This window comes from Candidatus Palauibacter sp. (assembly GCF_965261555.1).
GTDB lineage: Bacteria > Gemmatimonadota > Gemmatimonadetes > Palauibacterales > Palauibacteraceae > Palauibacter.
Genome location: NZ_OZ253465.1, coordinates 2,055,384 through 2,068,878, shown reverse-complemented (window position 1 = coordinate 2,068,878; position 13,495 = coordinate 2,055,384). Strand labels below are relative to the sequence as shown.

At 70.6% G+C, this 13,495-nt stretch carries 11 protein-coding genes; all 11 read right to left on the bottom strand.

What is annotated here, in order from left to right; translation table 11 throughout:
- The 11 genes from ftsZ to ACQY5G_RS08910 are packed head-to-tail and all read right to left on the bottom strand — an operon-like array spanning position 1 to position 13,349.
- Positions 1 to 1,464, bottom strand: a complete 1,464-nt coding sequence (ftsZ, locus tag ACQY5G_RS08960; RefSeq protein WP_428103950.1) for a cell division protein FtsZ — start codon at positions 1,462 to 1,464, stop codon at positions 1 to 3.
- Complete coding sequence (gene ftsA / locus ACQY5G_RS08955; protein WP_428103948.1) at positions 1,464 to 2,690, bottom strand: cell division protein FtsA; 1,227 nt, start codon at positions 2,688 to 2,690, stop codon at positions 1,464 to 1,466. The genes ftsZ and ftsA overlap by 1 nt, the downstream gene beginning before the upstream one ends.
- Positions 2,687 to 3,451, bottom strand: a complete 765-nt coding sequence (locus tag ACQY5G_RS08950) for a cell division protein FtsQ/DivIB (protein WP_428103945.1) — start codon at positions 3,449 to 3,451, stop codon at positions 2,687 to 2,689. The genes ftsA and ACQY5G_RS08950 overlap by 4 nt, the downstream gene beginning before the upstream one ends.
- Entirely contained in the window at positions 3,448 to 4,341 is an 894-nt protein-coding gene (locus ACQY5G_RS08945; protein ID WP_428103943.1) for an FAD-binding protein, read from the bottom strand. Before ACQY5G_RS08945 ends, ACQY5G_RS08950 begins: the two co-directional genes overlap by 4 nt.
- A complete protein-coding gene (gene murC, locus ACQY5G_RS08940) occupies positions 4,325 to 5,728 on the bottom strand; it encodes a UDP-N-acetylmuramate--L-alanine ligase (protein ID WP_428103941.1) in 1,404 nt (467 codons plus the stop codon). Before murC ends, ACQY5G_RS08945 begins: the two co-directional genes overlap by 17 nt.
- An 11-nt stretch (positions 5,729 to 5,739) precedes the next feature.
- The gene (locus tag ACQY5G_RS08935) at positions 5,740 to 6,891 is read right to left on the bottom strand and encodes a UDP-N-acetylglucosamine--N-acetylmuramyl-(pentapeptide) pyrophosphoryl-undecaprenol N-acetylglucosamine transferase (RefSeq protein WP_428103939.1); all 1,152 of its coding nucleotides are present in this window, start codon (positions 6,889 to 6,891) and stop codon (positions 5,740 to 5,742) included.
- 3 nt (positions 6,892 to 6,894) lie between these two features.
- Entirely contained in the window at positions 6,895 to 8,049 is a 1,155-nt protein-coding gene (locus ACQY5G_RS08930; RefSeq protein WP_428103936.1) for an FtsW/RodA/SpoVE family cell cycle protein, read from the bottom strand.
- Positions 8,046 to 9,455, bottom strand: coding sequence for a UDP-N-acetylmuramoyl-L-alanine--D-glutamate ligase (gene murD / locus ACQY5G_RS08925; protein ID WP_428103934.1), 1,410 nt, complete (start codon positions 9,453 to 9,455; stop codon positions 8,046 to 8,048). Before murD ends, ACQY5G_RS08930 begins: the two co-directional genes overlap by 4 nt.
- Positions 9,455 to 10,561, bottom strand: coding sequence for a phospho-N-acetylmuramoyl-pentapeptide-transferase (gene mraY / locus ACQY5G_RS08920; RefSeq protein WP_428103932.1), 1,107 nt, complete (start codon positions 10,559 to 10,561; stop codon positions 9,455 to 9,457). Before mraY ends, murD begins: the two co-directional genes overlap by 1 nt.
- Positions 10,561 to 11,958: a UDP-N-acetylmuramoyl-tripeptide--D-alanyl-D-alanine ligase gene (locus ACQY5G_RS08915; protein WP_428103930.1), complete on the bottom strand. Its 1,398-nt coding sequence runs from the start codon at positions 11,956 to 11,958 to the stop codon at positions 10,561 to 10,563. Before ACQY5G_RS08915 ends, mraY begins: the two co-directional genes overlap by 1 nt.
- Positions 11,955 to 13,349 carry a UDP-N-acetylmuramoyl-L-alanyl-D-glutamate--2,6-diaminopimelate ligase gene (locus tag ACQY5G_RS08910; RefSeq protein ID WP_428103928.1) on the bottom strand — a complete coding sequence of 465 codons (1,395 nt, stop codon included), beginning with the start codon at positions 13,347 to 13,349 and terminating at the stop codon, positions 11,955 to 11,957. Before ACQY5G_RS08910 ends, ACQY5G_RS08915 begins: the two co-directional genes overlap by 4 nt.
- Between the last annotated feature and the right edge of the window lie 146 nt (positions 13,350 to 13,495).

The window sequence follows — 13,495 nt, the reverse complement described above, 5'->3', positions numbered from 1 at the left end:
TCAGTCCATCTGTCGCCGAATGAAAGTCGGGATCTCGAGATCCTCGAACTCGACGCGGGTATCGGTCCACGCGTCGCGGTCCTGCACTTCGGGCTCCACCTCGGCCGTCACTTCCTCCGCGGTCGGGTCCGGTGTCGCCGGTTCGGCTTCGTACCCCATGCCTTCGGGCATCGATCCCTCGGACACCGGCACCTCGAGCGCAGGCTCCGGCTCCGGTTCCGGCTCGGACTCGGTCGGCGACTCGAACACGGGCTCGGCTGTCGGCTCCTCGGCCGCGAGCGCCTCGAACGCGATGCCCGCCTGCTTCACCTCCACGGGGGCTTCGACGGGTTCGGACTCCGGTTGCGTCGGCGGCGCCGACCGATCGTCGAACACACTCGGACGCTCGTACTTCGAGCCGATGACCACCGGGGTCGCGGGAGACAGCGGCGACGGCTTGCGCGCGGGGATCACCCGCTCCGCCACCGGCGCCGGCTCGTCCTCCTCCATATCTCCGAAGCCCGTCGCAATCACCGTCACGCGGAGCTTGCCCTCGAGCTGGGGATCGTGCACGACGCCGAAGATCATCTCGCCTTCGTCGCCCGCAGCCTCCTGAATGATCGAGTTGATCGTCGTGACCTCATCGATCGTCAGATCGGGGCCGCCGCTGATGTTGATGAGGACGCCCGTGGCGCCGTTGATGGATACGTTGTCGAGGAGGGGCGAGCAAATGGCCTGCTGCGCCGCCTCCACCGCGCGGTCCTCGCCCGTCGCGCTGCCGGTTCCCATGAGGGCGGCCCCGCGGTTCGACATCACCGTACGGACGTCCGCGAAGTCCACGTTCACTTCGCCGGTCACGGAGATCAGGTCGGAGATCCCCTGGGTCGCCTGGAGGAGCACCTCGTCCGCCTTCTTGAGCGCCTGGCGGAAGGTCATCTCCTTTCCCACGACGGCGAGCAGACGCTCGTTCGGCACGACGATCATCGTGTCCACCGCGCGCCGGAGTTCCCGCAGCCCGATCTCGGCATGCCGCATCCGCTTCTTGCCCTCGAAATGGAAGGGGCGGGTGACGATCGCGATGCAGAGCGACCCCATCTCCCGCGCCATGCCGCCGATGATCGGGGCCGCGCCCGTGCCCGTGCCTCCACCCATCCCCGCCGTGACGAAGACGAGGTCCGCACCCGCGATCACCGATCGTATCTCTTCGGAACTCTCGGAAATCGCCTGCCGCCCGATCTCGGGACGGGCGCCGGCCCCCAGGCCTCGCGTGAGTTCCTTCCCGATCTGGACTCTGAGGTGGGCGCCGGATTCCTTCAGTGCCTGGGCATCGGTGTTGACCGCGATGAACTCCACGCCATCGAGTTCCTCGTCGATCATGCGGTTGACGGCATTGCCGCCGGCGCCACCCACGCCGACGACCTTCATTTTTGCGTTACGCACGCCGTTTTCGTCGAACGCGAAGACCATATCTCCCCTCCCTCCCATCAGAAAAACTCCCGTAGCCACCCACCGACTCTTGCGAACGCGCGGGTCGCTCCCACCAACCCTCCGGCCGAGGCCCGCGATGCGCCGTACAGCGCCAGTCCCGCGGCGGTGCTGTACGACGGACGCGCGACGCCCTCCGCCATGCCTGCGAGACCGAGCGAAGGAATACCGGTACGAACAGGCAGATTGAAGACGGAACGGGCCAGGTCCTCCGCGTGCGCGAGCGAGACGCCGCCGCCGCTCAACACGATCCCCGCCTCGAGTCCGCCCAGCGTTCCGCTCGTCTCCAGTTCCTCGTAAACCAGACCCAGGATTTCGTCCAACCGTTGTTCGATAATGTGCAGCAGCAGCTCGCGCGACACACGTCGAGCGCGTCCGTGGCGGGCCCCCGCGACGTCGAGCAGCTCCTGCGAATCGGCCCGGTCGCGCAACGCTCCGCCGTGTCGCTCCTTGAGTTGCGCGGCTTCGTCTTCGTGAACGCCGAGGCCGCGCGCGATATCCCGCGTCACGATCGATCCGCCCCACGGCAGCGTCGCCGCGTGAAGGAGGCGGTGTCCCCCGTACACGAGTACGTCCGTCGTCGCGCCCCCGACCTCGACGAGGGCCACGCCGGCCTCGCGCTCGGCATCCTCAAGCACGGCGAGCGCCGTGGCAAGCGGCGCCATGACCAGCTCGTCCGGCCGGTACCCCGCGCGGTCGACGACCTTCGAGATGTCGTGGCAGATCGCCACGTCCGCCGTCACGATGCAGAGGTCCGCCTCGAGACGGGCTCCGGCCATGCCGACGGGATCCCGGATCCCGTCACGATGGTCGACGGTGTACTGCTGGGACAGGGCGTGTATCAACTCGTGGCCGGGCGGGATCGGAACGGCCCGGCCCACCTCCTGCACGCGCTTGACGTCGGCGGGCGTGATCTCCGAGCCGGAGACCTGAAGCACGCCCTTCGATCGGGACGTCCGGACGCTCCCGCTCGGCACGCTCACGTAGGCGGCTTCGACTTCGCGGCCGGCCGTGGCTTCCGCCTGTCTGACGGCGGTGCGAACGGCCTGGGTCGCCGCCTCGATGTTCCCGATGTCCGGGCCGTTCATGCCGTCGGAACGCGTGACGCCGAGGCCGAGAATCTCGAGCGGGTCGGTGGGCTGGCGACCCGGATGCACCGCAGCGACGACCGCACAGGTTTTGGTCGACCCCACATCCACCCCGACGATGCCCGCCCCCTGAATCATCGCTCCTCCACGCGCGTCAGTACAACTTGGCCTCTGAAACGCGCGTCCGCACGTGCGACGCGTCGATCCTCGATCTGCCCGAGCGCGATGGATACCCGGTCTAGGGCGCGCAGGGGCTCCTCGCCGGGCAGAAGCACGACGTCCGCCCCGGCGCCGGGCAGGAGCAGGAAACGGTATCCCCCTTCCGCCGCGGCCCCGACCTCGGAGACGAGCGACATGAAGTCGCTCCGCGTCCGATCCATGCGCGCGAGCGCGAGGATGAGTTCCCGCATCCCCGGGTCCGTCACGAAACCGCCCTCCGTTTCGACCGGACCCCGGACGATCGGCAGGTCGAGCGACTCGGAGGAGGGGTCGAGCGGCAGCACGTAACCGTCCGCGCTCACGGGACGCAGTTCGGGCGTCGCCACGAGCGCGATCGGACGTCGCTCCACGATGGCGATCTCGAGGGTGTTGAAGCCCTGTCGGCGCGCCGTGGCCTCGCGCACCATGGGATGTGCGCGGACGCGCTCCTCCCATGTCGCGGGGTCGTCCCACACGGACGCGTCCGGGGTGACGGCGAGCGCCCTGATCTCGTCGGGCGGGATGTGCTCGGTCCCGGTCACGTGGAGTTCCGCAACCTGAAACGCGGACAGCGCCGCGAGGAGGGGCGGCACCCAGATGGGAACGGAAAGGCCGATCGAGGCGGCCATCAGGGCGAAGAGGAGCCTGCGGCGTCCGCGGCGGGTGATGCGTCGGGAGCGCGACGCCCCGGGGGAGATCATGCGGCCCCCACACGGGCGAGCTGCGCGGGATCGAACCCCCACAGGTGGATCTCCGGCTCCAGTGCCACGCGGAGACGCGCGAGGGCGCGGCGGCGAGTCTCCGCCATGAGTCCGATCACGTCCGCGGCGCGCGCCCCGCCGAGATTGACGATGAAGTTCGCGTGCCGCTCGTGGATCCGGGCGCCCCCGACCCGAGCCCCTCTCATTTCCACCTCGTCGACGATCTTCCAGGCCGGCGGATGCGGCGGACCCGGGTTCTTCCAGGTCGAACCCACCGAGGGCAGGTCGTACACCTGATCCCGAACTTTTCGTTCGCGGAAGTTCAGGTGTGCCTCGCGAACGGCGTCCGCCTCGGCCGGCTTCGCGTCGAGGCGCGCGCGCACGAACACCCAGTCGGCCGGCACGCGCACGTGGCGATACGCGGGCTGCGCCTCCTCGCGCCGGACCCGCACGAGTTCGCCCTCGGGAGTCACGGCTTCCGCCCATTCGACGCGGTCCCAGAGTCCCTCGTCCCTCGACCCGGCATTCATCCGCAGGCCTCCGCCGAGGGTGCCGGGGACGGCCTCCAGGAAATGGAACCCCGCCCGTCCGTGGCGGCGTGCGGCCTGGGCCAAGGCGGGCAAACGGGCGCCGGCCCCCGCTTCGATGGCGGTCGCCCCGACCCGGACGGTCCCGAACTCGCCCTCGAGGACGAGGACGGGCTCCGCCACCCCGCCGTCCCCGATGAGGAGGTTCGCGCCGGTCCCCAGCACGCGGCAGCCACGGCCGGACGTATCGCGCAGCGCGGCGTCCAGCTCCGCGATCGACCGGGGTCGCGCGAGCCGCGCGGCCGGTCCGCCGATTCGGTAGCGGACCAGGGGCGCGAGCGGGACGTCACGTTCCCACCGCATCGCCCGCCCGCCGCTGGACCGCCGCGTGCGCGAGGTCGGTGACGTCGCCGGCGCCCATGAAGACGAGCACCGCTTCTTCGGCGCCGACCTCCGCCGGCACGAGCTCCAGCGCGTCCTTCCGGTCGATCGGCGCCGCGGTCGCGCCAGCCCCGCCGATGATCAGCTCCGAGGTGACGCCCGGAAGCGGCGCTTCACGCGCGGGATAGATGGGAAGCACGCGCGCCTCGTCCGCGGTCGTCAGGGCGCGGGTGAACGCGTCCGCGAAGTCGCGCGTCCGGGTGAACAGGTGCGGCTGAAAGACGACCGTCAGCCGGGCGTCGGGATAGGCTTCCCGTAGCGCATCAAGCGATGCCGCGACCTCGGTCGGATGGTGCGCGTAGTCGTCGAAGACCGTGAGGTCGGGCCACGCCGCGATCATCTCGAGCCGGCGGGCCACGCCGCGGAACTCGCCGAGCCCGCGCGCCGCCGCCCGCGGATCGCCGCCGAGCCGCAGCGTGGCGAGGAAGGCCGCCGCGGCGTTGAGCTGGTTGTGGCGCCCCGGCACGCGGAGCGTGAGATCGACCGACCCGTCCGGCCAGCAGAGGCGCAGTGTGCGCGGCCCCGCCTCTTCGAGCCTGCACCAGGCTCCGTCCCCGAAACCGTACCCGAAGCCGCGCCCCGTTCCGGAGAACCCGGAGGCCTCCGCGAGTTCGCGGGCGCCCTCGTCATCGTGGCAGTAGATGAAACCTTCCGCGTGCCGGGTCCGCCCGGCGAACTCCGCGAACGCGGAGCGGAGATGCTCCCAGTCTCCGTAGGTGTCGAGATGTTCAGGCTCGAGCGAGCTGATCACGGCAAGCGTGGGATGGAGTTCGAGGAAGGAGCGGTCGAATTCGTCGGCTTCCACGATGGCGGGGCCATCCCCCAGCCGCGTGAACCCCTTCCACGCATCGACCCGGCCGCCGACGAGGACGAGGGGATCGAGCCCGGCCGCGGCCGCCGCGTGCCCGGTCATCGCGGTGATCGTCGTCTTCCCGTGCGTCCCCGCAACGCCGACCATCGCCTGCCCGTTGAGGAGGGCGCCGAGCGCCCGGGCCCTGCGCATCACCGGTATGCCCGCGACTTCCGCTTCGACGACCTCCGGCTCGTCTGCCGGCACGGCCGAACTTCGAACGAGCAGATCGACCCCGGACAGGTGGGCGACGGAGTGCCCCCGCTCGACCCGGATCCCTTTCGCCGCAAGGTCGCCGAGCGCATCCGCCGGGGCGCGGTCGCACCCGCTCACGACGTAGCCGGCACGGTCGAACAGAAGAGCGAGTCCGCGCATGCCGGCGCCGCCGATCCCCATCAGATGGACGTGGGCCCCGGGTGCCGGGAGATCCGCGGTCCCCGCCGGACGGGGCGCAGCCATCGCCGCCCCCGTCACGCCGCGCGCCGATCCAGGAGCGTGAGCATCTCGCGGGCGATCTCGAGGGCCGCGTCCGGCCGGCCACGGCTCTCGGCGGCCGCCGACATCCGGGCCAGGCGCCCATCGTCGGTGAGGATATCGCGACAGAGCGACCACAACTCGCCGGCCTCGACGCTCCCCTCCTCGCGAACCTCCGCGGCGCCCGCCGCCGCCAGCGCCCGGGCGTTCGTCAGCTGGTGCCCCCCCGCGGAGGTCGGGAGCGGCACGAGCACGGCCGGTCGGCCCGCGGCGCACAATTCGGCGAGCGACATCGCGCCCGACCGGCACAGCGCCAGCGTCACCCTGTCCAGCTGTCGGCCCAGGTCATCGATGTAGGACACGACGCGCACGCGGTCCGCGAAGGGGAGCTTCGACGTGCGCGCGGAGAGTTCGGCCGCGTGCGCCGGTCCGGCGATCCACACGACCGAGATGTCGTCCGGCCACGCCGAGGCGTCCCGCGCCGCCCACTCCAGGTCTCGCAGAAAGGCGCGGTTGAGGCCGAGCGCGCCCTGGCTTCCGCCGAAGACGAGGAGGTTCCGGCCCGCGGGCCAGTCGAAGCGGGCCGGAGCCGGGCGGCTCGAATCGCCGGCGTCCGCCGTACCGTCCATCGCGGGGGCGACGGGGTTCCCCAGCGCGCTCAGGCGCGTGCGGCCCCCGACCCGGAGCCGGGCCTCGGCCTCGGGGTATCCGAGGTGGACCTGGTCGACGCCCGGCGCGAACAGGCGCGTCACGAGCCCGGGCGCCGCATTCTGTTCCTGGATCGCCGCCGGGACTCCGCGCAGGCGGGCTCCCGCAAGCGCGGGCCCCGCCACATACCCCCCCGTGCCCACGACGAGCCGCGGATCAAAATCCCGGAACGCGCGCCGCACGCCGGCGAGGACGGCCGGAGCCGACGCGAACAGACGCCAGTTCCGCCATGGCCGCTGCCGGTACAGCGGTTGCAGCGGCAGGAGCCGGAACTCGTACCCGGCGTCAGGCAGCACGCGGGCCTCCAGCCCCCGCCGTCCGCCCAGGAACACGCATTCGACCTCGGGGGCCAGCCGACCGAAGGCCGCGGCCAGGTTCAGGGCGGGATACAGGTGGCCGCCCGTGCCGCCTCCCGCGAGCAGGATACGAGGCGACGCCATGCCTCAGCATCTCCGCCGCGAAGCGACGTTGAGCAGGACGCCCGTGACTGCGAGCGCGATGACGAGCCCCGTGCCGCCGGAACTGATGAAGGGGAGGCTCACGCCCGTCGTGGGCAGCAGCCCCATCGTGATTCCGATGTGTCCGAACGCTCCGATGGCGATGATCGCCGTGAGCCCGATCGCAATCAGGCGCCCGAACAGATCCGGGGCGGACTTCGCGATCCGGAATCCGAGGTGCGTCCAGGCAAGGAAGAGGACGATCATCGTGACCGCGCCCACGAACCCCCATTCTTCCGCGATAATCGGATAGATGAAGTCGTTCTGCGCTTCGGGCAGGTAGTGGAGCTTCTGTGTGCTCTCGCCATAGCCGGCGCCCAGGATCCCGCCCGAGCCGATCGCAATCTGCGCCTGCTGCAACTGGTAGCCGGCGCCCGACGTATCGGCCTCCGGATTGAGAAACGCGAGGATCCGCGCGAGCTGGTAGCTGTTCGAGCGCACGAGCCACGCCACCCCGGCGCCGATGGGCAGCGCGAGGAGGAGAAAATGCCGGATGCGCATGCCGGCCGCGAAGAGCACGGTCGCCGCCAGCGCCGCCGTGATCAGCGTCGCCGAGAGGTGCGGCTCCGCCGCGATGAGGACGAGCAGGGGACCCAGGACGAGGATGAACGGGAGCACTCCGCTCCGGAAACTCCCGAAGGCCCGCTGCTTGCGAACGGCGAGCGCGGCCGTCCAGAAGACGACGGCCACCTTGGCGAGTTCCGAGGGCTGGAAGGTCGCCGGCCCGAGCATCAGCCATCGGCGGGACCCGTTCCGGGCGGGCGCGATATCCGTCGTGAATGGGAGGATCATGACGACGAGGAGGGCCGCCACCGCTCCGAGGATCGGCCACGCGAGCCGCCTGTACACGCGATAATCGATGAAGGCGGCGACGATCAGCGCCACGACGCCGACGGCGGCGCGGGCCAGCTGGCTCATGAGCACATGGTTTCCGGGCAGTCCGCTCTGCTGCGCCGCGAAGGAGCTCGCGGAATAGACGGAGAGAAGCCCGAACACGACGAGGACGAGCGTGATCCCGATGAGCGCATTCCGCACCCACGCCGGCGAACCGGCGAACTCCTGAACGCGCGGGAGTTCCCGCGAGAGGGCGTGATCCGTCACGTCGCCCGCTCCGAGGCCGGTCCCTCATACGATTCGCGGACGCACGCTTCGAAGATCCGGCCGCGCTTCCGGTAGTCCGGGAACATGTCGAAGCTGGAGCAGGCGGGGGAGAAGAGGACGACATCGCCGGGCTGGGCCGCCTCGCGAGCGAGGCGCACGAGTTGCGGAAAGCCGCGGGCGACCTCGACCGGCGCCACATCGCCCAGCTCCCGCACGATCTGCGGCGCGGCCTCTCCGAACGCGATCAGGGCCCGTGCGTTCTCGCGCAGCGCGGGCGCGAGCGATCGGTACGACTCGCCCTTGTGCCGGCCTCCGAGGAGCGCCACGAGCGGCCGATGGAAGGCGTTGAGGGCCACGCGGGTCGCGGAGACGTTCGTTCCCTTGGAATCGTTGATCCACAGCACGCTCTCGAACTCGCCCACTCTCTGGAGGCGATGGGGAAGTCCCTGGAAGGAGGCGAGTCCGGCTCCGATCGCCGGGGCCTCGCATCCGGCGAGCGCCGCCCCAAGGCCCGCCATGAGCGCGTTCATGACATTGTGGTCGCCGACCAGTTGCAGCTCGCCGGCCGCGATCCACGGCTGTGGGGACCCCCCGGCCTCGAGACGCTGGACGAGTCTCCCGGCTTCATCCAGCCACGCTCCCGGTTCATCGTGCGGCTCGATCGAAGCGATGTAGCGGCGCCCGGCGGCCGGTTCCGCCATGGCGAGCACATCGTCGTCATCCCCGTTCAGGACCCATCGACTGTCCTCATTGGCGTTCGCGAACAGACGCGCCTTGTCCTCGTAGTAGCGCTCGATGCTCGAATACCAGTCGAGGTGGTCCGCCGCGAGGTTCACGAGCAGGCCGACCTCGGGCCTGAACGCCCGGAGGTCGGCGAGCTGGAAGGAACTCAGTTCGACCACGAGCCAGTCCGGCTGTCGCTTCATCAGCGGAATCTCGGAGAGCGGCCGGCCGATGTTCCCCGCGGTGAGCGCGTCCACGCCGGCCTCTTGCAGCAGGTGCCCGCAGAGCGCGGTGGTCGTCGTCTTGCCGTTCGTGCCCGTGATTCCGATGACCCGCGAGCGGAGGTGGCGATAGGCGACCTCGATTTCGGCCACGGTGGGCACCCCCGCGTCCGCCACCGTCCGCCGGATTTCGGCCGTCGGCGATATTCCCGGACTCGTCACGACGAGGTCGGCATTCAGGATTCGCTCCACGTCGTGCTGTCCCACCTCCGCGTCGATGCCCTCGGCGGTGAGGGCTTCCACGGCCTCGCGCTGGCGGGGCCCCTCGAACGCGTCGCTCGCATATACGTCCGCTCCGAGCGCGTGCAGGAGACGCGCCGCGGCGGTCCCCGACACGCCGAGCCCGAGGACGGCCACGGGCTCGCCGGGCCCGAAGAGCGGAGGACGTCGGTCGTCTGCCATCAGCGGATCTTGAGCGTCGCCAGGCCGAGGAGCGCGCAGATGACGCCAAGGATGTAGAACCGCGCGACGACGCGCGTCTCCGGCCAGCCGAGTTTCTCGAAGTGGTGATGGAGCGGGGCCATGCGCAGGATCCGGCGGCCCTCGCCCCAACGCCGGCGACTGAATTTGAACCATCCGGTCTGGAGCATCACGGACAACCCTTCGAGGACGAACACGCCCCCGACGATGACGAGGAGGAATTCCGACTTCAGGAGCACGGCGACGGCGCCGATCGCGCCTCCGAGAGCGAGCGACCCGGTGTCGCCCATGATGACCTCTGCCGGATGGGCGTTGAACCAGAGAAAGCCGATCGCCGCCCCCGCCAGCGCGGCGCAGAACACCGACAGTTCCCCCGCCCCGTTCAGGTACAGGACGCCGAGGTAGGCCGACGTGTCCACCCGGCCGATCGCGTAGGCGAAGGCGCCGAATGTGAGCGCGGCGATCGCGGCGAGTCCCGTGGCCAGCCCGTCGAGACCGTCCGTCAGGTTCACCGTGTTCGCGCTTCCCGCCACGACGATGGCGACGAAGAGCGGGAAAATTGCCACCTCGATGACGACCGTCAGATCCTTGAAGAACGGGAGCATCGTCTGAGTCGCCCCGTAGGAGGACAGGGGCTGCCAGAGGAGGAACCCGCCGAGCGCCAGGCCCAGCACGAACTGCCAGATGAGCTTGTACCGCGCGATCAGGCCGCGCGAGTGACGGCGCACGATCTTCAGATAGTCGTCCATGAAGCCGATCGCGCCCATCCAGGCGGTGACGACGAGGGCGACCCACACGTACGTGTTGTCCAGGCGTGCCCAGAGGAGGGTGGGCAGGAGACAGGCGGCGAGGATGATGATGCCGCCCATCGTCGGCGTGCCCGCCTTCACCAGGTGCGTGGCCGGCCCCTCCGCCCGCACGATCTGGCCGATGCCGTGCTTCCTGAGTTTGCGGATCACGCCCGGTCCGATGATGAACGCGGTGAGGAGGGCCGTCACCATGGCGCCGGCCGCGCGGAACGAGATGTACTGGAAGACGTTGAACAGGATATGCTGGTCCGCGAGCGGGAAGAGGAAGTGGTAGAGCATCAGGCGCCCCCTCCGAAACGGGCTTCCAGTTCGTCGATGACCCGCTCGAGGCGGGCGCCGCGCGAGCCCTTTACGAGCACGACCTCATCTCCTTCCAGGGCGTCCGCGAAGGGCCGCAGGGCCGCTTCGGGGTCCTCCGCCCGGATCAGGGCATGACCTTGCACGCCTTCGAACGGCGCGTCGCAGAAGAGGCCCGTCGCCGCGATGACGTCGAACCCCGCCGCCCGCATCTCGTCGCCGATCTCGCGGTGCGCCTTCGCCTCCTGGGAGCCGAGTTCGAGCATCGAGCCCGCGAACACGGCGCGGCGGCGTCCCGGGAGCAGATCGCGCGTCTGGGCGATCGCCGCGCGAAACGAATCCGGGTTGGCGTTGTAGCAGTCCGCCAGCACCGTCAGGCTTCCGATGCGGCGCAACGCGCCGCGCAGGCCGAGCGGTTCGTAGCGCGACAGCCCCCGGGCGGCGGCGGCGGGCGGCACCTCCAGCGATTCCGCCAGCGCCGCCGCGATCAGCGCGTCCCGCAGGTGGTGCTCGCCACCCACGCCCAGCGCGACGCGCGTGCCGCCGCGGCGGAACTCGATCCGGTCCGCTTCGACCGCGTAAGTCTCGGGGGCGAAGTCGGCCCCGGGTCCGAAGCCGGCCACGATCGCGTCGTGCCGGTGGGCCCGGGCGGCCTCCGCGAGGATCGCGGGTTCCTCCCCCACGACGAGCGCGCCGCGGCCCGAGGCGCCGTGCGCGAGCGCCATCTTTTCGCGCAGGACGCCTTCCACATCCCCGAAATACTCGAGGTGCGCGGCGCCGACGGTCGTGATGACGACGTGATCGGGCCGCGCGATCTCCGCCAGTCGAGCGATCTCCCCGGGCTCGCTCGCCCCCACTTCCAGAACCCAGGCGTCCGCATCGGGAGGGGCGCGCAGGATCGTGAGGGGAAGCCCCACCTGGCTGTTGTAGTTCCCTTCCGTGCGGTACACGCGGCGGGATCCGGAGAGGGCGCAGGCGATCATCTCCTTCACGGTCGTCTTGCCCGAACTGCCCGTGATCGCCACGACGGTGGCGCCGGATTCGCGCCGGGCCCGGGCCGCGAGATCGCCGAGCGCCCTCAGAGGGTCGGCGACGGGAAAGTACGCCATCCCGAGCGCGGGATCTTCCCGTCCGGCGCGAACGATCGCGCCCGGCGCGCCCCGGGCCGCCGCCTGGGGGAGGAAATCGGCGGCGTCGTGCCGTGCCCCGGCGAGCGCGACGAACAGCTCCCCGGGCTTCAGCGTCCTCGAGTCGCACGAGACCCCGGTGTACGCCCGCTCTCCGCTGTCGCCCGGGCTCCCGGCGCCGCCGACGTCCAGGCGGAGCGTCGCCCGGATCCAGCCCGACCGCAACGCCGGAGCCTGCGTGGCCGCCGTCACGCCTTCCCTCCGGGCAGCTCGGGTGCGTCCGGACGTGCGGGGAGGAGGTCCTCGACGATCCGGCGCTCGTCGAAGGGCAGTCGCTCTCCGTCGATGATCTGGTACGTCTCGTGTCCCTTGCCGAGGAGCGCGACCGCGTCGGCCGGGCCGGCCTCGGCGAGTCCCCGCGCAATCGCCTCTCGTCGGTCGACGACGATCTCGTAGCTGTCCGGCGGGAGTCCGACGACCATCTGGCGGCAGATCTCCGATGGATCTTCCGACCGGGGATTGTCGCTCGTGACGATCGCAACATCGGCCAGGCGCGCGAGGATGCTCCCCATCTGCGGCCGCTTGCCCGGGTCCCGGTCGCCGCCGCAGCCGAGGAGGGCGATGACCCGGCCCGGCACGATCTGCCGCAACGAGGAGAGCGCCCGCTCGCACGAATCCGGGTTGTGCGCGAAATCGCGGACCACGAGAACCGGCTCGCGCGAGAGTACTTCCATGCGCCCGGGCACGGAAGGCGCCTCGGTGAGTCGCGCGGCGATCCGTTCGAGCGGCATGCCGAAGCCCCACGCGATCGCTGCGGCCGCGAGGGCGTTGCGCACGTTGAAATCGGCCGGAAGCGGCAGCGACACGGCGGCGGCCTCGCCCGGCGCCCGCAATGTGAAGCGCGCGCCCCCCGCGTAGAGGACGAGTCGATCCGGCCACAGGTCGGCCGTCGACTCGAAGCCGTAGCGGAGCGTCGTGGCGTTCGGCGGAGCGACCTCTTTCCAGGCGGGCTCATCGTCGTTCACCGCGCAGACGCCGCCCGGCGCAAGCAAGTCGAGCAGGCGCAGCTTGGCCTCCCGATACGCGCTGAGATCGGGATGATATTCGAGGTGTTCGCGACTGAAGCTCGTGAAGCCCACGGCATCGAAGGAGAAGCCATCCGCGCGGCGCTGGTCGAGCGCGTGCGACGAAACCTCGAGAACCGCCGCCTCGGCGCCACCCGCCCGCAACGCGGCGAGTTCGAGGGCCAGATCGATCGGATCGGGGGTCGTCAGCCCCGGAGCTCCGACCTCGCCGTCGATGGATACGGTCCCCAGGGTGCCCAATGCCGCGGCGGGTCCCAGATCGTCCAGGATCCAGCGCGTGAGCCACGCGGTGGTCGACTTCCCGTTGGTCCCCGTGATACCGACGAGGCGGAGCGCTTCGCCGGGGTCGCCGGCGAAGAGCGCGGCGAGGTGGGATACGGCCGCTCGAGCGTCGCGGACGGCCAGTTGCGGGAGGTCGACATCGGCGACGCGCTCGACGACGGCGGCGCCGGCCCCGGCACGCCTGGCGGCTTCCAGGAAGGCGTGGCCATCGACACGCGTCCCCGGAATCGCGCAGAAGAGGTCGCCGGCGCCGACCAGGCGGGAGTCCGAGCGCAACGCGGGAAACTCCGCGGGGGGAACCCCTCTCCACTGCGGTTCGAGGCCCCGTTCGTCAAGCCTGCGCTCAACCTGTCGGTTCGTTGCTGTCTGTTGCGGCAAAGTCCAGTGGTTAACCTCCCTCCAACCTTGTATTCCAGAGACCC